Below are 24,316 nucleotides of genomic sequence, written 5' to 3' on the forward strand. Positions count from 1 at the left end.
GCTCCTCAATTGAACATGAACAGCGCCGGTATGACTCAAACATCGGATGCGCCGGCATCGCCGCTCGGAAATGCCGGACAGGTGCCGCCTTCTGACATGGACCGGAACCCGGTGCATTCCGCGCCTGACACCAATGAGCGCAATGATGCGCCAGCACCGCCTGTGCGGCAGCCGAGAAGTGCGCGCCAGCCGGAACGCGAATATCGCGTTGCCCATCAGCCCGGCTTCGTTCTGCATAGCTATCCGTACAAGGAAACCAGTCTCATCGCCGATGTCCTCACGCGAGACTATGGCCGTGTCGCGCTGATCGCCAAAGGAGCGAAGCGGCCGCATTCAAAGCTGCGCGGCGTACTGCAAACCTTTCAGCCGCTATCGATCGGCTGGAGCGGAAAATCCGAAGTTCGCACATTGACGCATGCGGAATGGGTTGGCGGCCTGCCGCCGCTGGAAAAATCCGCCTTGCTGTCCGGCTTCTACCTGAATGAGCTGCTGGTGAAGCTGCTGGCCCGGGACGACGCCCATCCGGCGCTGTTCGATCACTATGTCTCCACATTGAATCAATTGGCCCACGACGAGCCCGTACCCATCGTTCTGCGCAAATTCGAGCGGGCGCTGTTAAAGGAGACAGGCGTCGCCGCCAACTTCACCGTTTGCGGCAGAACCGGCACCACGGTGCAATCCGATCGCATTTATGTCTTCGATCCGGAGCGCGGTCCCCGGCCCGCCATGCCCGCCGATACCGCGCCCCGCATCTCTGGCAAGACCCTGCTCGACATGGAGCAGGAAGATTACTCGGACGCTGTCACCCAGACACAGAGCAAATTTCTGATGCGTTTCCTGTTGGCGCATCATTTGGGCGGAATGCCGCTCAATACCCGGCAGATTCTGATAGATTTGATGCAGTTATAAATTCATTCCCTTCGCCATGAGCCTACTTCATCCGAACAGCCCGGTGATCGATCTGGGCGTCAATATCGATCACGTTGCGACCCTGCGCAATGCGCGCGGGACGACTTACCCGGATCCAGTGCAGGCGGCGTTGCTTGCCGAAGAGGCGGGCGCCGATTGCATCACGCTGCATATGCGCGAAGATCGTCGGCACATCAAGGATGCCGATGTCGAAACGATCCGGCCGCAGCTGCGTACCCGGATGAACCTGGAAGCGGCGATCACCAACGAGATGATCGACTTCGCGTGCCGGATCCGACCGGAAGACGTGTGCCTGGTGCCCGAGCGCAGGGACGAGGTTACGACCGAAGGCGGTCTGGATGTGGTTACGAATTTTGCGCAAGTCAAAGCCGCCCTCAGGCAACTGCAGCTGGCCGGTATCCGCGCAAGCCTGTTCATCGACGCCCATCCGGAGCAGATCAAGGCCGCTGCCGAAGCCGGCGCGCCGGTCATCGAAATCCACACCGGCCGCTATGCCGATGCGCACGACGAAGCCGAACAGCAGCGGGAACTGGAACGGGTACATGCCGGGGTGCTGGAAGGATTGAAATACGGACTAAAGGTCAATGCAGGACATGGCTTGCATTACACCAACGTGCAGCCGATCGCCGCAATTCCCGAAATCGCCGAACTGAACATTGGACATGCAATCGTAGCCCAGGCAGTTTTCATCGGCTGGCAAAACGCAGTGCGGGAAATGAAGGCCATCATGGTCGCGGCACGGCTGGGCGTGCACAAAAAATGATTTACGGTATCGGCACCGACATCATCCAGATATCCCGTATCGAAGCCGCACTTGCCCGCAACGGCGAACGCTTTGCAGAAAAAATACTCGGACCCGAAGAACTGGAAAAATACCGGAGCCGCAAACTCAAGGTGGAGGCCCGGGGAATCCGCTTCCTTGCAACGCGTTTCGCGGCGAAGGAAGCGTTTTCGAAGGCGCTCGGTCTTGGCATGCGCATGCCGATGACCTGGCGGGCCATGCAGACACTCAATGCCCCCGGCGGCAAGCCCGTCGCGGTAACGGCCGGTGCCTTGAAAGAATTTATGGAACAGAACGGCCTGACCGCACAGGTATCGATCACCGATGAGGCTGATTATGCGGTCGCGTTCGTCATCGTGGAGAAAAAATGAAGGTAACAACGACAGACCGCCCAGAATTGGGGCCCGTGATGCTAGACGTGGTCGGAATCGAATTGAACGACGACGACATCCGCCGCATCCGCCATCCCCTGACCGGCGGCGTCATCCTGTTCGCACGCAACTACAAGAACCGGCAGCAGCTGACCGAACTGACCGAAGCAATCCATGAGGTTCGCCCCGGCGTACTGATCGCAGTCGATCATGAGGGCGGCAGGGTGCAGCGCTTCAAGACCGACGGGTTTACGAAGTTGCCTGCGATGCGCAAGCTCGGCGAACTGTGGGACCGTGATGTGCTGGAATCGACCCGGGCCGCCACCGACGTCGGCTATGTGCTGGCCGCCGAACTGCGTGCCTGTGGGGTCGACCTGTCCTTTACCCCGGTTCTGGATCTCGACTACGGCGAGTCCGGTGTGATCGGCGACAGGGCATTTCACCGCGATGCGCGTGTGGTCAGCATGCTGGCGAAAAGCCTGAACCACGGTCTTGCACTGGCAGGCATGGCGAATTGCGGCAAGCATTTTCCGGGGCACGGATTCGTGAAGGCAGACTCGCATATCGATATCCCGATCGATGAACGTGGCCTGAAGGAAATTCTGGTGGAAGATGCGGCGCCTTACGGCTGGCTCGGCATGGGACTGGCCGGCGTGATGCCGGCGCATGTGATTTATCCGAAAGTAGACAAGCATCCAGCCGGGTTCTCTAAAAAGTGGCTGTCGATCCTGCGTCGCGACATGGGGTTCGAAGGCGTGATCTTCAGTGACGACCTGAGCATGGAAGGCGCAAGTGTCGCCGGCACCGTGATCGACGGGGCCAATGCGGCGCTGTCGGCAGGCTGTGACATGGTCCTGATCTGCAATTCACCGGACAAAGCCGATCAGTTGCTCGACGGATTGAAGGTGAAGTCCGGTCCGGCGACAAAGGCATCCGCAGCGCGGATCGCTTCGCTGGTGCCGCAGGGGACTGCGCCTGACTGGGATGCGTTACAACAGGACGCGCGTTATCGTGCCGCCAAAAAGACGGCTCAAACTATGTTGGATTGATTCAGGATTTCCACAATGTCTGAAAACGAGGCTCTGGATCCGCGCGCGGCGGTACTGGAGACAGTCGCCAAACTACCGCACTTGCCAGGTGTTTACCGCTATTTCGACGCGGAAAACAATCTCCTGTACGTCGGCAAGGCGCGTGACCTCAAGAAAAGGGTTTCAAGTTATTTCCAAAAGACATTGAGCAGCCCGCGTACCGCGATGATGGTGGAGCGGATCGCGCGGCTGGAAACCACCGTCACCCGCAGTGAGGCGGAGGCCCTGCTGCTTGAAAACAATCTTATCAAGACCCTTCAGCCGCGTTACAACATCCTGTTTCGCGACGACAAGTCTTATCCCTATCTCAAAATCACGGGACAGGACGTGCCGCGCATGGCTTATTACCGCGGCGCGGTCGACAAGAAGAACCAGTATTTCGGGCCTTTCCCCAGTGCCTGGGCAGTAAAGGAATCGATGCAGATCCTGCAGAAGGTATTTCAGCTGCGGACGTGCGAAGACACGGTCTTCTCCAACCGCACGCGCCCATGCCTGCTGAAGCAGATCAACCGCTGCAGCGCGCCTTGTGTCAATGCCATCAGCCCGGAGGACTATGCGCGGGATGTGGAGAATGCGGCGAAATTCCTTCGCGGTCGCCAGAAGGAGATCATGCAGGAGCTGGAAGCGAAGATGCATGCACTCGCGGAAGAGCTCAAATTCGAGCAGGCCGCAGCGGTACGTAACCAGATCACGGCATTGTCACGCGTGCTGCACCAGCAGAGCATGGAAGTGGTCGGCGACGCCGATATCGACATCATTGCGGTGCTCGTCCAGGGCGGCCGTGCTTGCGTCAATCTGGCGATGGTGCGCGGTGGACGGCACCTCGGCGACCGGGCGTATTTCCCGGCCCATGTCGACAGCGCGCTGGCGACCACCGACAATTCTGCCGACGTCGAAGTGCTAAAGGCATTCCTGGCGCAGCACTACATCGATAAATTCATTCCCGGCACGCTCATCCTCAATGTCGAGTTCGACGAACCGGCACTGATCATGGCCCTTGCCGAGCAGTGCGGGCATCGAATCAATCTCGTATTCCAGCCCCAGGAGCAGCGTCGCCAATGGCTGGACATGGCGCAAAAAGGTGCCGAGATCGCGTTGGCCCGGTTATTGTCGGAGCAGGGGTCCCAGCAGGCCCGCACGCGCGCACTGGTCGACATGCTGGGCATCGATATTGAGGATATCGAGACCCTGCGGGTGGAGTGCTTCGATATCAGTCATACGCAAGGAGAAGCCACGCAGGCCTCCTGCGTCGTGTTCCATCACCATGCAATGCAGAACGGTGAATACCGCCGCTATAACATCACCGGCGTTACGCCAGGCGATGACTACGGCGCAATGCGGCAAGTGCTGATGCGCCGCTATGAAAAAGTGGCGAATGGTGATGGTGTCATGCCCGATATTGTGTTGATCGACGGCGGTAAAGGGCAGGTCGAAATGGCGCGCCAGGTGTTCAGCGAACTCGGACTGGATATCGGCTTGATCGTCGGCGTCGCCAAGGGAGAAAACCGCAAGGTCGGTCTGGAAACGTTGATTTTCGCTGACGAGCGGCCGCCGCGTGAACTGGGCAAGGAGTCCGCAGCATTAATGCTGATTGCGCAGATCCGCGATGAGGCTCACCGTTTCGCCATCACCGGTATGCGCGCCAAGCGGGCAAAAGCGCGGCAGACGTCTCGCCTGGAAGAAATCGAAGGTATCGGTGCCAAGCGGCGTCAGAAATTGCTGGCGCGCTTCGGCGGCCTGCGGGGCGTTTCAAATGCCAGCGTGGAAGAACTCTGTACCGTGGAAGGAATATCGCGCCAGTTGGCAGAGGAAATCTATCGTCAACTTCATTGATCGAGGTAGTGCGCTTCAATTTTCCGGTTGAATCGGCGTCTATTTTTGTATTCATATCATTCGCCAAGCGAATAATTGCACTAAAGGCAAATTGCACGCGATAATCGGGCCTAGCTCGCCTTATCAAGCAAATTTATGCCACTCAACATCCCGATCCTCCTCACCTGGCTGCGCGTTGCGCTGATTCCCCTGGTGGTGGGCGTTTTCTATCTGCCGGACGCATGGCTGTCTCCGTTCGGCAAAGGCGTTGCCTCGACCGCGGTCTTCATCATCGCCGCGATGACGGATTGGTTCGATGGCTTTCTTGCACGGCGCTGGAATGAAACCTCCGCCTTCGGCGCCTTCCTCGATCCGGTGGCCGACAAGCTGATGGTGGCTGGTGCCTTGCTGGTGCTGGTCGAATTCAAGCAGCTCAATGCCATGTTTGCCTTCATCATCGTCGGCCGGGAAATTACGATCTCCGCCTTGCGCGAATGGATGGCCCAGATCGGCGCATCGAAATCGGTGGCGGTCAGTTCCCTTGGCAAGATCAAGACGACGGCCCAGATGGTGGCTATCCCGATGCTGCTCTATGATGGAACACTCTTTGGCGTCATCGACATGCGCTACTGGGGCACATGGCTGATGGCCGTCGCGGCGGTCCTGACGGTATGGTCCATGCTGTATTACCTCCGTAGAGCTTGGCCGCTCATCAAGGAGAGGGAAGGGCAGTTAAAGTAAGCGACCAAGTTTGCCGTCAATCAAGCCCGAGGGTTGACAAAGCAGGACAGATCTCTATAATGTGCGTCTGTCGTTGATGCGGGAGTAGCTCAGTTGGTAGAGCGCAACCTTGCCAAGGTTGAGGTCGAGAGTTCGAGACTCTTCTCCCGCTCCACGATAGGGAGCTAGCAAGCTTCCTTTTTTTATTGCTGCGTTTTACCGGTCGGATTGAAATATCGCACGAGCAGCACAGTTCTGATTTTGTGATTACAATACGTCCCGTGGCGGGGTAGCAAAGTGGTTATGCAGCGGCCTGCAAAGCCGTCTACGCCGGTTCGATCCCGACCCCCGCCTCCATCTTTAAAAAGCGCCCAGTGCGCTTTTTTCATATCCGCGCTATCTACAGCGCGAGCCGCCCGAGTGGTGAAATTGGTAGACACAGCGGACTTAAAATCCGCCGCTTACCCGAGAGGGGGCGTACCGGTTCGATTCCGGTCTCGGGCACCAAAGCAAGACTAGTCAAAATCCTCCAGCGTCACAGCAATGTCTCGTGTGGCAGTGAATGCCGTGGCTGCTGCCGCCAAGTCAATCGTCATGTGGCGTCTTTGTGCTTGTCTGTATGAATGCTCTCGCGCGCACCGAAAACATAAACCGGTGCGGCATACGAATCCGTATTCCATGCTTTCGAACTGCCGTACTTCTCAACGGCACACCGTACGATGTCAGAAGGCTGTTAACTCGCCCTTCCGATCCGTGCCATGGTGGATTCGCGAAGGTGATCAGCGCTGCATTGCCAGCGTCGGCGAGGTCAGCATGAACCCCTTGCGCGGCAATCGCAGCGATATGCCGGCCGCCATCAGCAGGACCGCACCGGCCGAACCGAAGGCGATCCAGTGGGTGCCGTAGGCTTCATAGCCCCAGCCACCAAGCCATGAACTGATCATGCCGCCGATCTGGTGGCCAAGATAGGCGCAGCCGTACAGGATGCCCACCAGCTTCACGCCATACACATCGGCGAGGATGGCCGACGACAACGCGATGCTTCCCGCCCAGACGATGCCGCCGATCGTTGCGGCGGCGTACAGTTCCCAATGCGTTCCGACGAGCAGCAGGGCGAAGAAGCCCAGGCCGCGGACGAAATAAATGGTAGCGAGCAGGTTCCTCCGCGGCAGCGTGTCCGACAGGCGACCGAGGACCAGCGTCCCGCCGATGGCCACCATGCCGATCAGGCCGATGCCGAGGGAGCCGGTCGTTGCATCGAAGCCATGGTCCATCAGCATCGGCATGCCGTGCGTGCCCAGGAGATTCATGCTGAAGCCGCAGGCGAACAATCCGAGAAAAACCTTCCAGAACGGGCCGGTGCGCACTGCTTCCCTGAATGTCAGGCTGGCGTGCACCGGCCCTGCCTGTGCAGGCGCCGCGATCTGATCGGGCAGCAGGTCGGTGTGCAATGGGGCGGTGTCGCGGATAACAAAGAGGGCCGACGGAATCGCGAGTGCTGTCAGGGCGATGCCGAAGCCTACCAGGGTGGCCTGCCATCCTGCGTATTCGATGGCGACAGTAAGCAAAGGCGTCATCACGGCAATGCCTGCCATCGAGCCGGTCGACAGGAAGAAAATCGCCATGCCGCGACGGCGCGTGAACCATCGGCTGATGACCGGGGTAAGGGCGACCGGACTGGTAAATGCCATGCCGATTGACAGGAACACGCCGAAAGCAAGCAGGAAGCTGACGGAGCTGCGGGCGGTCACGGTCCATACAATGGATGCCGCCACGATGGCGGTCCCGAGCAGGATGACGAAGCGCGTGCCGAAGCGGCTGACGAGGTAACCGGCCAGGGGCATCGCCAGGCCGTAGCAGAGCATGCCCACGGCGACGATGCTCGCCAGCAGGCTGCGGCTGAATCCAAGGTCTTCGGCCATCGGAAGAAAGAAGGGACCGATGCCCATCCGCATGCCGACGGTGAGCAGCGTCAGCAAGGTCGCGGCTGCCACGATGTTCCATCCGAAGTACCAGCGGGGTGTACTTTGTTCAGCCATGATCGCTTCCCTGTTTCAGTCGTGCTTCGGTTATCCGGTGCGGACATTGCGATGTACCGTGCCGGTAACCATTGTGCCAGTTGTCGCAGGACGCCGTTGGCATCCCGCGAAACATGCACTTACCATGTGTCAACATAACTCCTGCGCGGAAGATGCGTTCTCGAGGCGCCAGCAGCCAGTCCTGTCACCAGCCACTGGCGGGTTTGCGCGGGATCGATGACGGCGTCGACCTCCAGCCCGGCGGCGGCGCTGATGGCGTGGCCCCGTTCATACATCTGCGCCACCAGCTTCCCATAGAGCGCATCCCGCTCGGGCCCTTCCGGAACCGCTTCGAGTTCCTTCCTGAAACCGAGACGAACCGCGCCTTCCAGGCCCATGCCGCCGAATTCGCCGCTCGGCCACGATGCGGTGAAGGTCGGCGCGCGAAATCCGCCGCCCGCCATCGCCATCGCGCCAAGCCCATATCCCTTGCGCAGCACCACCGCCAGCAGCGGCACCCGGAGTTTTGCGCCGAGCACGAACATCCGGCTGACATGCCTCACCTGTGCCCGCGCTTCGACTTCCGGCCCGACCATGAATCCGGGCGAATCGATCAGCGACACGATCGGCAGATTGTGGGCGTCGCACAGTTGCATGAAGCGTGCAGTCTTGTCGGCCGCGTCGGCGTCGATTGCGCCGCCGAGATGACCGGGATTGTTGGCGATGATGCCGACCGGACGACCCTCGATTCTTGCCAGCATCGTGTGGATGCCGATGCCGAAGCCGGCACGCAACTCGAGTACGCTGCCGACATCGGCGATGCCGGCAATGGCAGCGCGGCTGTCGTAGACGCGCAGGCGGTTCTCCGGCACGACGCCGCGCAACAGCAGGGGATCGGGCGCTTCCCATGTCGCGGTCGGTCCCTGAAACATGGAAAGATAATGCTTGGCAGCGCGCACCGCGGCCGCCTCGTTTTCCACCAGCATGTCCACCACGCCATTGGCGAACTGCACCGACGCCGGGCCGATGTCTTCGGGCCGGAAGACGCCCAGTCCACCGCCTTCGATCATCGCCGGACCTGCCATGCCGATGTTGGCGTCACGGGTGGCGATGATGACATCGCAGCAGCCGAGAAAGGCGGCATTGCCAGCGAAGCACCGCCCGGACACGATTCCGATGACCGGGACTTCGCCGTTCAGCTCGGCAAAGGCGGCGAAGGACGGCTGGAACAGTCCGGCCACCGTGGGGAAATCCACGTCGCCGGGCCTGCCGCCGCCACCTTCCGCGAACAGCACGGTCGGCAGTCGGTCCTTGAGCGCCACGCTGAGGATGCGGTCGGTTTTCATGTGGTTGCGCTTGCCCTGCGTGCCGGCCAGGACCGTGGCGTCATAGGCGAGCACCGCGCAGCGGGAGCGCTCGGCGGGGAAGTCGGCGCCATTGATGCCGCCTATGCCGGTGATGAGGCCATCTGCGGGCGTATTGGCGATCAGGTCTTCCTGCGTGCGCCTGCTTGCCTGCGCTGCGACCGCCAGCGCGCCGTATTCAATGAAGGAGCCGGGATCGCAGAGATCGTCCACGTTTTCGCGTGCAGTCCGCTGACCCCGCGCATGCCGTTTCGCGACAGCATCCGGCCGCGCCGCATCGTACAGGTAGGCATGGCGATCGATGACCCGTTGCAGGTCTCCACGGATCCGGCGCGGATCGAGCGCTTCGGTTCGGCTTGCAATGTCGCCGGCTGCATCGCCGGGTTCGACGACGAGCAGGAGCTGATTCTCGCGCGCATGCACACCTGTCTGCAGCCGGACTTCGACCACCTGGCCCGCGCACGCCGCGGTGACCGCATGCTGCATTTTCATTGCTTCGATCACGGCAACGGTCTGTCCCTGCCGAACGGTATCGCCCGCCTTGACCGGCAATTCGATGAGCATGCCCGGCATTGGCGCATGAATGCCGATCAGTCCTTCACCGGCCCGCTCGTCGCTGACTGCCGCAGGGGCGGGAGCCGCTGCCGGCGCACTTGCCAGTCCGGCATGCCGCAGGCGCGCAGCATCCCGCTCGGCGATCCGGTCTGCCGCCGCCTGAAGGTCCGGCAGTATGGATTCGAAGTGGCGTGTGTGCACGGCCTGTACGCTGAAATCGTCGCGTGCCACGAGCGCGCGCAACAAAGGCAGGTTCGTCGGGATGCCGTCGATGCGGAACTCGGCCAGCGCACGCTTCAGCCGGCGCACCGCATCGGCGAAACGCTCACCTGCGGACGTGACGATCAGCTTGGCCAGCAGGGTGTCGTAACTCGGCGGCGGCGCGTAACCGCTGTAGCCATGGGTGTCCACCCGCACGTCGGGACCGGACGGTGGATCGAAGCGTGCAAGCGTGCCGACTGCGGGACGCGCCAGTCCATGCGCATCGGTGAGCTCCGCGTTGATTCTTGCCTGGATCGAGTAACCCCTGGGCGCCGGCGGGGCGGCAGGGTCCAGGCCACAGGCTTTCAGGGTGCGGCCCGATGCCAGGCCAATCTGCAGCGCAACGAGGTCGACGCCGGTGACCTGCTCGGTGACGGTATGCTCGACCTGCAGGCGCGGATTGGCTTCAATGAAAACAAAACCGCGCTGGCTGCCGTTGTCCGATTCCTCCACCAGGAACTCGAAGGTGCCCAGGCTGCGATAGTTCACGCTGCGGGCCAGTGTGCGCGCCGCGTCGAGGATCTGTTCGCGCAGCCCCTGCGCCAATACCGGGCTGGGTGCGATTTCGATCAGCTTTTGAAAGCGTCGTTGCAGCGTGCAGTCGCGTTCGCCAAGGTCGATCACCTGGGTGCCGTCGCCGGCGATCTGGACTTCGATGTGCCGGGCGCGTTCGACCAGCCGTTCGGCATACACCGCATCCAGTCCAAATGCAGACCTGGCTTCCGACCGGCAGCGGGCATAGGCCTCTTCCAGCCCGTCGCGCGTGCGGACGATGCGCATGCCGCGGCCGCCGCCGCCGCCCACCGCCTTGATGACGATACCGGTCTCGCCCTGCGCGTCGAAGAAGCTGGTCACCTGTTCGAGTGTGGCATCGCCCCGGGTGGCCGGCATGACCGGTATCCTGCATTCGGTCGCGACCGCAAGGGCGCGCCCCTTGTCGCCGAACAGCGCGAGATGCTCGGGCGACGGTCCGATAAAGACAATGCCGGCCTCGGCGCATGCCTGCGCGAAATCGGCGCGTTCGCTCAGGAATCCATACCCGGGATGAATGGCATCCGCCTTGCAGGACTTCGCCGCCGCGAGAATGGCGGCAATGTCGATGTAAGCGGCCGGCCCGATGCCGTCGAGCGGCAGCGCTTCATCGGCCAGCAGGCGATGGCGTGCCTGGTCATCATCCCGGGCATATACGGCGACCGTTTCGATGCCGAGGTCGTGTGCGGCGCGCTGCACGCGCAGTGCGATCTCTCCACGGTTCGCAATCAAGATTTTTTTCAAACGTGACTCCTTTTTATTGGTGCGATTTTGGCTGCGGCCCCTAAGGCAAAGAGAGCAACCGGCCTCGGGCAGGCTCGCTTGGCAGGCTGGGGCGGGATTCCAGGAATGCGCTGGCTATGACGACGAGGCAGGTGACGCATCCCTGAGTCCCCGTCTTCACGGGGACGACAAGTCTTTGATGAAATGAGCGCTAGTGCGTATCGCCGGCGGTAGTGAGTCCGGAAGCGTTCAGCAGGTCGGCCAGTTCGAATTTCTTCACCTTGCCGGTCGCCGTCATCGGCAGCTGGTCGACGAACCGGATCAGCGGCACCTTGTAGGTCGCCATGTTTTCCCGGCACCACTGCGCCAGGCCTTCCTCCGTGATTCCGGCGTTCGGGTTGATCTGCACGAATGCCACCGGCACCTGTCCCTTGTCCGGATCGTCCATGCCGATAACGCCGGAACCCAGAACAGCCGGATGCTGGCCCAGCAGCGCTTCGAGTTCGGTCGGGAAAACACTCATGCCCTTGACCTTCAGCATCTCCTTGCGGCGCCCGAGGAAATGCAGGCAACCCTGTTCATCGTAGACGCCGATGTCGCCGGTGGCGAACCAGCCGTCCCGCATCGACTGCGCGGTCGCTTCCGGCTTGTTCCAGTAGGATTTCAGCAGGGAAGGGGTCTTCACGACGATCTCGCCTTCCTCGCCGACGGGTTTGAGCGCACCGGTTTCGAAGTCGCAGATCTTGATCCGTGTGCCGGGCACAGGCAGGCCGACGAACACCGGCTGTCCTTTCAGATCCTGGTCATCGCCCTGGAACCCGCGGGTGAAGGTGTCGCAGGTATGGGTTTCCGACATGCCCCAGGCGGCTTCCGCGATGGTGGTCCCGGTCAATGCCAGCCACTGCCGCCGTACCGACGGATTCATTTTCTTGACGAAGGACGATGCCCGCGTCGCGCGCAGCGAGCGCATCGAGTACCTGCCCGCATCGGGATGCTCGAGGATCTCGATGGCATTGTCGACCAGCAGGCCAAGGCGCGTCACTGCATACTTTTCGACCGCTGCCATCACGCCGACCGGGTCCCAGCGCGCCAGCAGGATGAGGGTATTGCCGCTGAAGACAGGAAAGATCAGGCCGGCGTTCTCGCCCGCGATCCAGAACAGCGACATGAAGTTGAGCACGATGTCGTCCGGCTGGAATTCGGCGATCGTGCAGGTGGTCGCGGCGGTATAGATCATGTCGCGCTGGGTATGGACGCAGCCTTTCGGCATGCCGGTGGTGCCGCCGGTGTAATTCAGCGCCGCTGGCGCATCCAGGTCCGGGCGCACCTGCGGCACCGGCGCCGTGCATTCGTGCAGCGCCTGCATCAGATCGATGGTGCCGCCGTACGTCACCTTGGCGGCCAGGACGCTTCCGGGAACCGGCAGTGTCGGGGACTCCGGCAGCATGTCGGCAAAGCTGGTCGACATGACCGTCAGCACCGGCGTTCTCTGTCGGACATTCAGTACCATGGGAACGAGCTGGTCCTGCGCCACGATGATCCGCGCACCGGCGTCGTTGAGTTCGTACAGCAACTCCTGGTCCTTGAACAGCGGATTGACCGGAACGTGAATCGCGCCGAGCTTCAGGATGCCGTAGAAAACGATATGGAACTGCGGGCAGTTCGGCAGCATCACGGCAACGCGGTCGCCACTTTGGACGCCATGGGTCGACAGCAGGGCGGCGAAGCGGTCGCTGAGCGCATCCAGTTCCGCGAAGCTGATGGTCGTTCCGTAGAACACGATGGCAGGCTTGTCCGGCTGGGCAGCCGCCCATGCGCGCAGGTACTCGCTGATGGCGATCTCGCCATGTGGATAGCGAGGTTCGGCCGGCACGCTCGCCGGCCAGTTGCGCTTCTGCAAATCGCCGATCATGTCAAGGTAAGCAGCTTCATTCAACTCCATGACGGAGGTCTCCTCAAATAGTGTGTTCGATATGCCTGCCCGCAGATGAACAGGACGCATGGTCACGGCCCGCCTTCACGGGCGCGTGCCATGCGACGGCCTGCCGAGCTGGGACGGCAGCAGCGCATAGGCGTCGCGTACCCATTCACACAGTAGCGGCCGCGTTTCCCGTGGATCGATGATCTCCTCGACGCCGAATCCCTCGGCCGTGCGGAACGGCGAGCGGACCGCTTCCAGCCGGCCGCGGATCTCTTCCAGCAGCGCCTGCGGATCGTCACTGGCTTCGAGCTCGCTGCGGTATGCCGCTTCCAGGCCGCCTTCGATTGGCAGTGAGCCCCAGTCGCCGGAAGGCCATGCGTAACGCTGCACGTAGCTGTGCCGGTTGGTCATGCCGGCGCCGCCGACGCCGAAGCATCGCCTGATGATAATTTCGGCCGACGGCACCGTGGCCTGATACACCGCCGCAACCGCGCGTGCCGCATAGCGGATCGTCGCCCGGCGCTCGGCTACCGTACCGACGGCAATGCCTGGCTGATCGGTCAGAACGACCATCGGCAGGTGGAAGGTCTGGCAGAGGTCTACCATCCGGATCATCGCATCAGCCGCTTCCACGGTCAGAACCCCGCCGCCGACATAGGGATCGGATGCGATCACGCCAACCGGATGGCCGTCCAGCCGCGCGAGGGCGGTGACGATCGGGCCGCCGTAGCGCGCCAGTTCAAACACCGAATCGCGGTCGAAGATCGCCGACAGAATGGGGCGTATGCGTACCGGTTGCCGGCGGTTGCGCGGGACGGCGCTGAGGAGGGACTCCTCCTTCCGGTCGACCGGATCGTCGGCGGGCGAGACGGGTGGCACCTGGTACACGTTCGACGGCAGGTACGACAGAAAGCGGCGGATGCAGACGAATGCATCCTGTTCGCTGGCCACTACCGCATCGACCACGCCGCTCTTGCGGTGAATCTTCGCGCCGCCGAGGTCTTCCTTCGTCAGGTTCTCGCCGGTGGCGAATTTCACCACCGGCGGTCCGGCGGTGAACAACTGCGCGGTCGGTTCGATCATCACCGAGAAGTGGGAGGTGACGACCCTGGCCGCACCGAGCCCGGCGACCGAGCCCATGCAGGCGGCAACCACCGGCACCACGCTCAGGTTGTCGACCACGTAGTTCCACGCCGGATTGGCCGGCACGTAGGTCGCGCCGGTCCGCTCGAGGATCTTGACGCTGCCGCCGCCCCCGGTGCCGTCGACCAGCCGCACGATCGGCAGGCGCAGGCTGTTGGCCATCTGTTCCGCATGGATCTGCTTGCCCTTGATGCTGGCATCCGCGGCCCCGCCACGGATGGTGAAGTCATCCCCGCCCACCACCACCTTGCGCTTGTCGATCCTGCCGGTGCCGTAGACGAAGTTGGCCGCGACGAAGCCCTTGAGTGAGCCGTTTTCGTATTCTGCCTTTCCTGCAAGCATGCCCGATTCATGGAAAGTGCCGGGGTCGAGCAGGGTGGCGATCCGGTCACGCACCGTCAGCTTGCCATGGGAGCGGTGCTTCGCCACTTTCTCCGCGCCGCCCATTTCGCGGGCCATATTCTCGCGTTTGCGCAATTCATCGATTTCAGGCTGCCAGCTCATGTCGTCCCCAATGATTCGTTAGTATGTCCGCCGCCCCTCGGCGGCCCGGTGCCGTGCCGCCGACCATCAGGTCTCGAGGGTGGCGATGACCTGGCCCTCGGTCACCGTGTCGCCTTCCGCAACCGTCACAGCAACCAGTTGCCCGCCGCTCGGCGCGCCGACCGGTATTTCCATCTTCATCGATTCGATGACCACGATGGTGTCGTCGAAGGCAACGGCTTGTCCTGCCGACGCGACCACCTTGCATACGATGCCGCTGACCTCCGCCTCGATTTGTACTGTGGGCATTCCAATCTCCTTTTCGGTGTAATTAGTGTTGTGTCGGGCCGCGTGATTTGGGCGTACGGGAAACCGCCGTGGTGCCGATGACGCCTGCCGCGGACAGGGCATCGAATTGCGCCGGCGTGACGCCCAGGATGTCTTTCAGTACCGCCGCGTTATGCTGTCCAAGCGTGGGCGCATGCAGCCGTACCGGCGCGGGTTGTCCCTGTTCCCGGTAGTAGCTGCTGCCGGACAGGTAGTGGCCGACAAAGGGCCGCTCGATGCGTTGCCAGAAGCCGCGTTGCTGCAGATGAGGGTCCCGGAACAGGTCCGGAATGGAGCGCGCCACGCCTGACGGCACCTGATGCGCTTGCAAGGCGGCCATGGCTTCGTCGGCACTGCGTATGCTGGTCCAGCCGGTGATGGCGGTCTCGATGGCGTCTTCCTGCTGCCGGCGGCCTGCGGCCGTGGCCAGCGTCCGATCGTCGGCAAGGTTATCGCGACCCATCGCCCGGCATAACGACACCCACTGCGCATCGCTTGTCACGGCGATCACGATCCAGTCGTCGTTGCCCCGACAGGCGAAACAACCGTGCGGTACGAAGACGGGATGCCGGTTCCCTATGCGCGGTCCGACTTTTCCGTGGGCCGACTGTTCGATGATGAACGGGGCGACGAGCGACAGCATTCCCTCGACCTGGGATAAGTCGATGAAAGCGCCGCGGCCGCTCTTCCGCTGCGCGGCAAGCCCGATCAGGAGCGCCGTGAAGGCGTTGTAGCCGCCAATCGGATCGCCGTAGGCATAGGAGGTCATCGTCGGTGGCCAGTGCTCCCGACCGGTGACCGTCGGCAGGCCGGACGCCTGTTCCAGCGTGCCGCCATAGGCGCGGGTATTGCTCCAGGCATTGTTCGAGCCGAAGGCCGGCATCGACAGCATCACGAGACGCGGATTTACCTGCGACAGGGCGGCGTAGTCCAGCCCGAGCTTGGGCAACACCTCGGCGGAATAATTTTCGATGAACGCATCCGCGCCGGCGACGAGCTCCTTCAGCAGGCGCACACCCTCGGCACTGGTCAGGTCGAGCGTGATGCCAAGCTTGTTCCGGTTCATCAGGTTGAAATACGCATTCTTTTCGTACAGGCAGTCCCGATAAAATTCGTCCGAATAATTGGTGCCGCGCCACCAGTCCGGATAGGCGGTGCTTTCCACCTTGACGACTTCCGCGCCGAGGTCGGCGAGGTTGCGGGTGGCGAACGGTCCGGCCCAGCCCATCGTCAGGTCGATGATGCGGATGCCTTCCAGCGGCAGGCGGCCGGATGGGGAGGTCTGTGGATCGGCGGACTGCGGCGCAGCGGCGCCCTGTTTTTCTTCGTACAGGCTGTTGTGCTCGCCGAGCAATGGCGCCCGGCCGCCGCGCAGCGGGCCGGCAACGCCCAGGCGCTGCGGCAGGATGGGTGCTTCGAAATGGGCCTGCCCGATGGCAACCGGAATGAACGCGCCGCGTTCGCGGTGTACCGCCTGAGTCAGAAGCTGTTCCATCGTCGGCACCACCACGGCCGGCAGGCGTTGCTCCGCACACAGCGCAAACCATTCCTGCGCGGTGCGGGTGACAAAAACCGGGTTCAGGATGGCATCCACCTCGTCGGCACGGGCGAGGCGGTCCGGGCCGGTCAGGTAGCGGGGATCCTGCGCAAGTTCCGGCTTGCCGATGACCGTGCATAACCCTTTCCACTGCGCCGCCGTGACGGTAAAGATGCCGATCCAGCCGTCACTGGCCCGATAGATCGACGCCGGATACTGGTTGCCGAACCGGTTGATGCCGGATCGGGACTGGTGCCGCCCGTCCAGGGCCAGGCCGATATCGATCTCCACCAGGTGCAGCAGCGCCTCATGGATACTCAGTACATAACGCCGTCCACCCTGCGCGCGTCCCAGGAGCCCCGCGGCGGCATTGCCGAACGCGGCCAGCCCGGCGACGATGCCGGATTGGGTATCGTGCGGGATCAGGGGAGGCCCTTCCACCGGGCCGGCGCTGTGGATGGTGCCGGCCAGCGCCCGGCAGACCGCGTCGGTGGCGACATGGCCGATATACGGCCCTGACTCGCCGAACCAGGTGAAGACAACCTCGACGAGGTGTGGCGGCTTGCCTGCGGTGAGTGCGGGGTTCTGCGCCTGACCCTGCGTATCCAATGCACGTGCGTCGAGCAGGACATCGGCGGATGACAGGAGTTCGCCGACGGTGCGCATTCCGGCGTCGGTGTGCAGGTCGGCGACAACACTTCGCTTGTTCGTGTTCAGCCAGGCAAAGTAGGCGCTTTCGTGCCGCCCGCCGCCGGTGTCGACCAGCGGCGGCCAGTGGCGCACCGGGTCGCCGCCCGGCGCTTCGACCTTGATTACCTCCGCACCGAAATCGGCGAATATCTTGCCGCAGTAGGCGACACCGGTGCCGGTCCCGATTTCCAGCACCCGGATTCCCTGGAAAGGCAGCGCCGCCGCATCCTGCGGCGCACGGGCATCAATTGTTTGCTTACCGTTCAAGTCGACTCCAAAGTGATTCCGGTCGCGCTTACCGATGCTTCATCGTCGGATCGAGCGCCACGCGCAGCGATTCGCCCAGCGTGTTGAACGCCAGGGCGGTGAACAGGATCGCCAGGCCGGGCGGATACATCTGTTCGGGCGCCAGTTCCATGTTTTGGTAGGCGCGCGCCAGCATCGCTCCCCAGCTGGCATGGGGCGGCTGGATGCCCAGTCCGAGGAAGCTTAGGCTGGCTTCGGCAAGGAGCGCGCCGGCCAGCAGCAGGGTGACCTGAACGATTACCGGCTGCACGGTGTTGGGCAGAACGTGCCGCCAGAGAATGCGCCCCGTCGATGCGCCGAAACACCTTGCAGCATCCACGTACAGCTCCTGCCGCACGACGAGCGTGCGGGCACGCACCAGCCTTGCAAGCTGCGGCGAGAACACGATGCCGACGGCGATCATGCCGTTGATCAACCCGATGCCGAGTGCGCCGGTCACTGCAATCGCCAGCACGATGGCGGGAAAGGACAAGAGCGTATCGATGCCGCGGCTGATGACGTCATCGGTCCATCCGCCCAGGAAGCCGGCGAGCAGGCCGATCGGCACCCCGAGGACGATCGCCACGGCGACAGCGAGAAAGCTGGAAAACAGCGATGCCGCCGCCCCATGGATCAGGCGGCTCAGCACATCCCGCCCCAGGTCATCGGTGCCCAGCCAGTGCTCGGCGGAAGGCTGGGCAAGCGAATTGACGATGTCCTGTTCGGTGGGAGAGTAGGGCGCGATCAAGGGCGCCGCCACCGACAGGGCCGTCACCAGCACCAGGAACAGCAGGCTCACGGTGGCCGCGGTATCCAGCCGCCAGAATCTGATCGACCTTGAGGACCGCTGCTGCTGTTGTGGCTGCTGCTGCGGCTTGATTGCGGTTGCTTCGGCGCTCATGTTCTTACCCTCGGATCAACAATGCGATACAGCGCGTCGGTGGTCAGATTGATTGCAATGACGATCAGCACCATGACGAACACGACACCCTGGACCACCGGGAAATCCCTGTGCACGGCCGCGTGCACGATCAGGCTGCCCATGCCGGGCACGGCGAACACCGCCTCCACGACGACGGTGGCGGCGAGCAGGCGGTTGGCAAGCAGCGCAATCACCGTCAGCAGGTTGACGCTCACATTCTTCAATCCATGCTTCCACAGGATCGTGAAGGGAGGCACGCCTTTCGCGTGCAGCGTGCGCACCTGCTGCGACGACAGGATGTCGGCCAGCGAGCTGCGCAGCTGGCGCGCGACTTCCGACACGCCGCCGGAAGCCAGCGCGATGGCCGGCAGCAGCGCATGGCGGATCGCCTGCCACGGGTCGACAGCCAGCGGAACGGCCCCGGTGGCAGGAAACCAGTTGCGTTCCAGTGCAAACAGCGACACCAGGATCATCGCCAGCCAGAAGTTCGGCACCGCGACGCCGAGCGATGCGATGCTCATCAGCACCTTGTCGACCAGCGAGCCCGGATGCCGCGCGGCGACGATGCCCAGCGGTATGCCGATCACCAGCGCCAGCAGCAGGGCGATGGACACGATCAGCAAGGTGTTGGGCAGGCTTCGGGCAATCGAGGTCAGCACTGGTTCGCTCGACAGCAACGACATCGACAGGTCGCCGTGCAGGGCCTTCCACAACCAACTGCCGTATTGCACGAGGAAAGGCCGGTCCAGGCCGTAGAGCTGCCGGATTTCGGCAATGCGCTGCTCGGTGGCATTCTCGCCGGCAAGCGTTACCGCGACATCTCCCGGCACGATTTTCAGCAGCGAGAACACGATGAACGTGGCAAAGACGATCACCGGTGCGGCCTGCAGGAGCCGGCGCCAGAGAAATCCCCATTGGTGTTGTCGGGTCGACATAACGAGAGCCTTCTTAGCTGGCGAGCCAGATATCGTTGAACTTCGGCTTGCCCAGCAGATTGGGCTGGTAGCCCTTGGTCTGCGCGGTCGATGCCGTCACGTCATACCGGAATGCAAGCGGCGCGACCAGCGCCTGTTCCATCACGATGCGCTGTATCTTCGCGAAGACCTGGCGCCGGAATTCGATGTCTTCCTTGATCCGGCTGTGCTGCAGCAGCGTGGTCAGTTCGGCGCTGGCCTCGGAGCGCCCGGCGTTGTAGTAGGCACCTTTGCCGAAACCGAGCGAGTAGGTCATGCTCGGGTCGGGGCGTCCTGTCCATGCGGACACCAGCGCATCGAATTTCTTTTCATTGCCGAAGAACTGGGCCGAAATCTCCGCGATCGTGCCGTTCGTGAACCTGGCGCGGATGCCGACCTTGCTCAGCATCTCCATCAGGACTTCGGCGCGGCGGATGGAATCCTGGTCGTTGTAGCCGCCGAACGAGATCTCCAGGCCGTTGCCGACGCCCGCTTCCGCCAGCAGCTTGCGCGCGCGGTCCGGGTCGTACCGGTACAGCGCCGCCACGCCCTTGTCATAGGCCCAGTGGGAGGCCGGCAGCAGCATGTGCGCCTCCTCGCCGACGCCGCTGAGCGTGGCCTGCAGAAACGCCTTGCGGTCGACCGCGAAGTTGATCGCCTGGCGCACGCGGACATCGTTGAGCGGCGCACGGCTGTAGTTGAAGTAAATCTGGTGGCAATACAACGTCGGAGAGACCGACACGGCCAGATTCTTCGCGCGATCCACCAGCGGCTTGTAGCGCGACGACAGATTGAAGATCATCTGGTTCTGGCCCGATGTGACGGAACGCAGGCCGGTGCCCTGGTCGGGAATGATCACGAACTCGATGCCGTCCAGGTGCGGCAGGTTCGGTTGCCAGTACTTGTCATGGCGGACCAGGACGATCCTGTCGTTGTCCGTCCAGCTGACGAATTTCCAGGGCCCGGCACCCACCGGCTTGCGATCGGTTTCCGCGCCCTGTTCCTTGACCGCCTTTGGCGACACCATCATGCCGGCACGGTCGGACAGGATGGCCGGCAGCGCGGCGTCCGGCTGGGCAAGCTTGATGCGCACCTCGGTCGGATTGACGACCTCGACGGAAGCGATATTGACGAGATCGGCCTTCACATTGGAGCGTGCATCGGACCGGCTGCGGTCCAGGTTGAACTTGACGGCCTCCGCATCCAGCGGCGTGCCGTCATGGAACACGATCTTGTCGCTGCGCAGCTTCAGTACCAGCGTATTGAGGTCCGGCGACGACCATTCGGCCATGCCGGGCACCGGCTTGAGCGTCTTGTTGTCCCAGTTCACCAGCGTGTCGTACATCGTCCACAGGATCGAGTGATCCGAGCCGGCGCCGCCGGTGGCGGGATCGAGACTGGATGGATTCGCGGGAGCCACGATCTTGATGTTGCCGCCGCGCTTCGGCGCGCCTTGCGCCAGCGCGAAGCCGCCGGGCATGCCCGCCAGCGCCGCAGCCGTCAGGCTGGCGGACAGGAAGTCCCTCCTCGTGAAAGCGGACAGGGGGCGGAAGGTGTCGATATGGTCATTTTTGTCTGGCATGGCTGTCTCCTCGTGGTATTTGGTTTAGATTGCGGTGGTGCTTTCAACTTCGGTCTGATCGTTCAGGGTGCCCTGCACGGTGGGCGGGCCGTCCGGGCGGGCGAAATGACAGGCTACCCAGTGGCCGGCATTGAGTTCCCGCCATTGCGGCACTTCCTCGGCGCAACGCGGTTGTGCGTAGCGGCAGCGCGTACGGAACCTGCAGCCCGACGGCGGCGAGATCGGGCTCGGTATCTCTCCCTGCAATGTGATCCGGCGGTCGGAGCGCATGAATGATGGAAGCGGAACCGGCTCGGCCGACAGCAGGGCTTCGGTATAGGGATGAAGCGGCCGTTCCGTCACCGCCTCGGCCGGACCCATTTCCATGAAGCGCCCGAGATAGGCCACGCCGATACGGTCGCTGATATGCGACACCACCGACAGGTCGTGCGTGATGAAGACATAGGTCAGTCCGAATTCCCGCTGCAACTCGGCAAACAGGTTCAGGACATCGCCGCGTATGGAAACGTCGAGCGCCGCCACCACCTCGTCGCAGACGATCATGCGCGGACGCACCACCAGCGCGCGCGCAATGTTCACCCGCTGTTTCTGGCCGCCCGAAAGCTGGTGCGGAAACCGGTTTGCGATGTCCGGCGGCAGGCCCACGCGCGACAGCACGCGCAGCGCCTCGGCCTCATTGCTGCTCCTGTTTCCGGTGCCGCTGATTTCCAGCGGTTCCATCACGCTGTCGAGAATCGTCATGCGCGGGTTCAGCGCGGCGTTCGGGTCCTGGAAAATGATCTGGTAGTCGCGCCGCTGCCGGCGCAGTTCCTTTTTCGACAGGCTGCTGACATCGATCCCGTCGTACAGGATGGAACCGGAAGTCGGCTCCAGCAGCGACACGAGTGCCCGCCCGAGCGTCGTCTTGCCGGAACCCGATTCGCCGATGACGCCGAAGGTCTCTCCCTGCCGGACCTCGAAACTGATGCCGTCGACGGCTTTCAAGGTTTCACGCCGGCCGACCGGGAATGCCACATGCAGGTCCTTCACTTCCAGCAGCGGGCGCGCCTGCGCAGCCTGGTTTCGCGTATTCGTCATTGCACCGCTCCACGCAGTTGAAGTTCTTCGGTGCGCCAGCAGCGCGCATACCGGGTGCCGCCTTCTACCGGCAGCATCCGCTGGTCGGCTTCGCAGCCCTCGATCGCATGCGGACAGCGGGAACGGAACCGGCAGCCGGACGGCATCGCCGCAGGCGACGGCACGCGGCCTGGGATCGACGGCAGGACGCCGCGCCGCTCTGTCAGGCGCGGCAGCGAGCACAACAGCCCGGAGGTATAGGGATGGCGCGGGCGCACCAGCACATCATCCACCGGCGAGTCTTCGACGACTTCCCCCGCGTACATGGTAATCATGCGGGTACAGGTCTCGGCGACGACGCCAAGATCGTGCGTGATGAACAGCAGTGCGGTCCCGGTGCGCTCGCTCAGGTCGCGCAGCAGTTTCAGGATCTGCGCCTGGACCGTCACGTCGAGCGCGGTCGTCGGTTCATCCGCGATCAGCAGCTTGGGGCGGCAGATGAGGGCCATCGCAATCATCACGCGCTGCCGCATGCCGCCGGAAAGCTGATGCGGATATTCGTCGTAGCGCCTCGCCGGGAGTGCGATGCCGACCTGGTCGAGCGCGTCGATCACACGCTCCTTCACTTCGGCCCGGCTCGCCGGGAAATGGCTCAGGTAGGCTTCCGCGATCTGGTGGCCGATGGTGAACACCGGATCGAGGGCGCTCATCGGCTCCTGGAAGATCATCGCGATCTCCCGTCCGCGGATCGGCCGCATCTGCCGTTCGGGCAATGCCAGCAGATTGCGTCCCTCGAAATTTACCTCGCCCGAGATGCGTGACGTGGCAGTGGGTAACAGGCGCAGCAGCGCGAGCCCGGTAACGCTTTTGCCGCAGCCGCTTTCGCCGACGATGCCAAGCCGCTCGCCCGGTGCGACCGAAAAGCCGATGTTGCGCGTGACGGGCACGTCGCCGTGGTCGGTCTGAAAGGAGATCGTCAGGTCGCGTACCGTCAGCAGGGCGCCGGTGCCTTTGCCTGCAACCGTTTCCGGAGCAGTCATGGTGGTCGTCGCGTTCATGCGTGCACCAGGGGGCAGGCGATCCCGCAGTGGTTTGTTTTAAGGATTTTGGTGAACATGTCTCTGCTCCTTGGTGTGAGCGGGTTGGGACTACGGTCATTTCAATCGCCGTCAGATCCCCTCCCCCTTGCAGGGGAGGGTTAAGGTGGAGGTAATGAGGTCGAGCATTCGCATGCAGTAGTTCAACCTTCACACCCCCATCCCAGCCTTCCCCCTACAAGGGGGAAGGAGCTTTTTCTTTAATGCTTATCCGCAAGAGGCACTCGCCTCCTCAGTCACATGCTTCGCATGCAGGCCCAGCTTGTCCAGCAGCGCCGCATCCGCCTCGGCATCCGGGTTGCCGGTCGTCAGCAACTTGTCGCCATAGAAAATCGAGTTCGCCCCCGCCAGGAAACACAACGCCTGCACCGCTTCACCCAGCTCGCGCCGCCCCGCCGACAGCCGCACCCGCGCCTTGGGCATGGTGATGCGCGCCACCGCGATCGTGCGCACGAACTCGAACGGGTCGAGCGGATCCAGCCCGTGCAGCGGCGTGCCCTTGACCTGCACCAGGTGGTTGACCGGCACCGATTCCGGGTACGGGTCCATGTTGGCCAGCTGGGCGATCAGGCCGGCGCGCTGCAGCCGGGTTTCGCCCATGCCGACGATGCCGCCGCAGCAGACCTTGATGCCGGCATTGCGCACCCGCCCCAGCGTGTCGAGGCGGTTCTGGTAATCGCGGGTGGTGATGATGTTTTCGTAGAATTCCGGCGCGGTGTCGAGGTTGTGGTTGTAGTAGTCCAGGCCGGCATTCTTGAGCCGCTCCGCCTGTCCTTCGCCGAGCATGCCGAGCGTGGCGCAGGTTTCCAGGCCGAGGGCCTTGACTTCCCGCACCATTTCCTCCACCTGCTCGAGGTCGCGGTCCTTCGGCTCGCGCCAAGCCGCGCCCATGCAAAAGCGGGTGGCGCCGTGCGCCCTGGCGGCGCGGGCGGCGTCGAGCACGGTGTCGAGAGGGAGGATCTTCTGCGCGGTGACGCCGGTGTCGTAGCGCGCTGCCTGCGGGCAATAGCCGCAGTCTTCCGGGCAGCCGCCGGTCTTGATCGACAGCAGCGTGGCCAGTTCCACCTCGCTCGGGTCGAAGTGCTGGCGGTGCACCTGCTGGGCACGAAACAGCAGATCGTTGAACGGCATGTCGAACAATGCCATCACTTGCTCCACCGGCCAGG

The 24,316-nt window shown here is 62.9% G+C and carries 18 protein-coding genes and 3 tRNA genes; 9 read left to right on the top strand and 12 right to left on the bottom strand.

The features are described 5' to 3' along the window. The first annotated feature begins 9 nt into the window (after positions 1-9). From recO to VGU61_RS08430, 9 genes are all read left to right on the top strand, one after another. Positions 10-909, top strand: a complete 900-nt coding sequence (recO, locus tag VGU61_RS08390) for a DNA repair protein RecO (RefSeq protein WP_414691612.1) — start codon at positions 10-12, stop codon at positions 907-909. Between the two features lie 16 nt (positions 910-925). Next, positions 926-1,693 carry a pyridoxine 5'-phosphate synthase gene (gene pdxJ / locus VGU61_RS08395; protein ID WP_326858661.1) on the top strand — a complete coding sequence of 256 codons (768 nt, stop codon included), beginning with the start codon at positions 926-928 and terminating at the stop codon, positions 1,691-1,693. Beyond that, a complete protein-coding gene (gene acpS / locus VGU61_RS08400) occupies positions 1,690-2,082 on the top strand; it encodes a holo-ACP synthase (RefSeq protein WP_326858662.1) in 393 nt (130 codons plus the stop codon). Before pdxJ ends, acpS begins: the two co-directional genes overlap by 4 nt. Positions 2,083-2,120: 38 nt before the next feature. Beyond that, positions 2,121-3,131 (top strand): beta-N-acetylhexosaminidase, encoded by a 1,011-nt coding sequence (gene nagZ / locus VGU61_RS08405; RefSeq protein WP_326858663.1) that lies wholly within the window; start codon positions 2,121-2,123, stop codon positions 3,129-3,131. Positions 3,132-3,146: 15 nt separating this feature from the next. Beyond that, entirely contained in the window at positions 3,147-5,003 is a 1,857-nt protein-coding gene (gene uvrC, locus VGU61_RS08410) for an excinuclease ABC subunit UvrC (protein WP_326858664.1), read from the top strand. A 135-nt stretch (positions 5,004-5,138) separates the two neighbouring features. Then, positions 5,139-5,723, top strand: a complete 585-nt coding sequence (gene pgsA, locus VGU61_RS08415; RefSeq protein ID WP_326858665.1) for a CDP-diacylglycerol--glycerol-3-phosphate 3-phosphatidyltransferase — start codon at positions 5,139-5,141, stop codon at positions 5,721-5,723. A 78-nt stretch (positions 5,724-5,801) separates the two neighbouring features. Next, a tRNA-Gly gene (locus tag VGU61_RS08420) sits at positions 5,802-5,877 on the top strand. A 108-nt stretch (positions 5,878-5,985) separates the two neighbouring features. Next, a tRNA-Cys gene (locus VGU61_RS08425) sits at positions 5,986-6,059 on the top strand. 57 nt (positions 6,060-6,116) lie between these two features. Further along, positions 6,117-6,209: transfer RNA gene (locus VGU61_RS08430), tRNA-Leu, on the top strand. A gap of 272 nt (positions 6,210-6,481) precedes the next feature. Here the strand turns inward: VGU61_RS08430 and VGU61_RS08435 are convergent. The 12 genes from VGU61_RS08435 to bioB all read right to left on the bottom strand — a co-directional run. Beyond that, positions 6,482-7,741, bottom strand: a complete 1,260-nt coding sequence (locus VGU61_RS08435) for an MFS transporter (RefSeq protein ID WP_326858666.1) — start codon at positions 7,739-7,741, stop codon at positions 6,482-6,484. Between the two features lie 119 nt (positions 7,742-7,860). Further along, positions 7,861-11,175, bottom strand: a complete 3,315-nt coding sequence (locus VGU61_RS08440) for an acetyl-CoA carboxylase family protein (protein ID WP_326858667.1) — start codon at positions 11,173-11,175, stop codon at positions 7,861-7,863. A gap of 190 nt (positions 11,176-11,365) precedes the next feature. After that, positions 11,366-13,096 carry an AMP-binding protein gene (locus tag VGU61_RS08445; protein ID WP_326858668.1) on the bottom strand — a complete coding sequence of 577 codons (1,731 nt, stop codon included), beginning with the start codon at positions 13,094-13,096 and terminating at the stop codon, positions 11,366-11,368. A gap of 75 nt (positions 13,097-13,171) precedes the next feature. After that, positions 13,172-14,722 (bottom strand): acyl-CoA carboxylase subunit beta, encoded by a 1,551-nt coding sequence (locus tag VGU61_RS08450; protein WP_326858669.1) that lies wholly within the window; start codon positions 14,720-14,722, stop codon positions 13,172-13,174. Between the two features lie 66 nt (positions 14,723-14,788). Next, positions 14,789-15,010, bottom strand: coding sequence for an acetyl-CoA carboxylase biotin carboxyl carrier protein subunit (locus tag VGU61_RS08455; protein WP_326858670.1), 222 nt, complete (start codon positions 15,008-15,010; stop codon positions 14,789-14,791). A 22-nt stretch (positions 15,011-15,032) separates the two neighbouring features. After that, positions 15,033-17,522: a CoA transferase gene (locus tag VGU61_RS08460; protein WP_326858671.1), complete on the bottom strand. Its 2,490-nt coding sequence runs from the start codon at positions 17,520-17,522 to the stop codon at positions 15,033-15,035. Between the two features lie 28 nt (positions 17,523-17,550). After that, the gene (locus VGU61_RS08465; protein WP_326858672.1) at positions 17,551-18,441 is read right to left on the bottom strand and encodes an ABC transporter permease; all 891 of its coding nucleotides are present in this window, start codon (positions 18,439-18,441) and stop codon (positions 17,551-17,553) included. Then, entirely contained in the window at positions 18,438-19,397 is a 960-nt protein-coding gene (locus tag VGU61_RS08470; RefSeq protein WP_326858673.1) for an ABC transporter permease, read from the bottom strand. Before VGU61_RS08470 ends, VGU61_RS08465 begins: the two co-directional genes overlap by 4 nt. Positions 19,398-19,410: 13 nt before the next feature. Beyond that, the gene (locus tag VGU61_RS08475) at positions 19,411-20,997 is read right to left on the bottom strand and encodes an ABC transporter substrate-binding protein (protein ID WP_326858674.1); all 1,587 of its coding nucleotides are present in this window, start codon (positions 20,995-20,997) and stop codon (positions 19,411-19,413) included. A gap of 24 nt (positions 20,998-21,021) precedes the next feature. Then, positions 21,022-22,074, bottom strand: coding sequence for an ABC transporter ATP-binding protein (locus VGU61_RS08480; RefSeq protein WP_326858675.1), 1,053 nt, complete (start codon positions 22,072-22,074; stop codon positions 21,022-21,024). Beyond that, complete coding sequence (locus VGU61_RS08485) at positions 22,071-23,111, bottom strand: ABC transporter ATP-binding protein (RefSeq protein WP_326858676.1); 1,041 nt, start codon at positions 23,109-23,111, stop codon at positions 22,071-22,073. The genes VGU61_RS08480 and VGU61_RS08485 overlap by 4 nt, the downstream gene beginning before the upstream one ends. Positions 23,112-23,357: 246 nt before the next feature. Continuing rightward, on the bottom strand, positions 23,358-24,316 hold a 959-nt coding region (gene bioB / locus VGU61_RS08490; RefSeq protein ID WP_326858677.1), incomplete at its 5' end, for a biotin synthase BioB.

The sequence above is a fragment of the Noviherbaspirillum sp. genome (assembly GCF_035944575.1).
Classification (GTDB): Bacteria; Pseudomonadota; Gammaproteobacteria; order Burkholderiales; family Burkholderiaceae_D; genus Noviherbaspirillum.

Bases quoted from the DNA above. Each gene is read 5' to 3' on its own strand.
- uvrC (WP_326858664.1), top strand. From the start codon at position 3,147: ATGTCTGAAAACGAGGCTCTGGATCCGCGCGCGGCGGTACTGGAGACA.
- VGU61_RS08480 (WP_326858675.1), bottom strand. From the start codon at position 22,074: ATGACGAATACGCGAAACCAGGCTGCGCAGGCGCGCCCGCTGCTGGAA.
- VGU61_RS08435 (WP_326858666.1), bottom strand. From the start codon at position 7,741: ATGGCTGAACAAAGTACACCCCGCTGGTACTTCGGATGGAACATCGTG.
- pgsA (WP_326858665.1), top strand. From the start codon at position 5,139: ATGCCACTCAACATCCCGATCCTCCTCACCTGGCTGCGCGTTGCGCTG.
- VGU61_RS08455 (WP_326858670.1), bottom strand. From the start codon at position 15,010: ATGCCCACAGTACAAATCGAGGCGGAGGTCAGCGGCATCGTATGCAAG.
- VGU61_RS08465 (WP_326858672.1), bottom strand. From the start codon at position 18,441: ATGAGCGCCGAAGCAACCGCAATCAAGCCGCAGCAGCAGCCACAACAG.
- VGU61_RS08450 (WP_326858669.1), bottom strand. From the start codon at position 14,722: ATGAGCTGGCAGCCTGAAATCGATGAATTGCGCAAACGCGAGAATATG.
- VGU61_RS08470 (WP_326858673.1), bottom strand. From the start codon at position 19,397: ATGTCGACCCGACAACACCAATGGGGATTTCTCTGGCGCCGGCTCCTG.
- nagZ (WP_326858663.1), top strand. From the start codon at position 2,121: ATGCTAGACGTGGTCGGAATCGAATTGAACGACGACGACATCCGCCGC.
- VGU61_RS08475 (WP_326858674.1), bottom strand. From the start codon at position 20,997: ATGCCAGACAAAAATGACCATATCGACACCTTCCGCCCCCTGTCCGCT.
- pdxJ (WP_326858661.1), top strand. From the start codon at position 926: ATGAGCCTACTTCATCCGAACAGCCCGGTGATCGATCTGGGCGTCAAT.
- VGU61_RS08445 (WP_326858668.1), bottom strand. From the start codon at position 13,096: ATGGAGTTGAATGAAGCTGCTTACCTTGACATGATCGGCGATTTGCAG.
- VGU61_RS08485 (WP_326858676.1), bottom strand. From the start codon at position 23,111: ATGAACGCGACGACCACCATGACTGCTCCGGAAACGGTTGCAGGCAAA.
- acpS (WP_326858662.1), top strand. From the start codon at position 1,690: ATGATTTACGGTATCGGCACCGACATCATCCAGATATCCCGTATCGAA.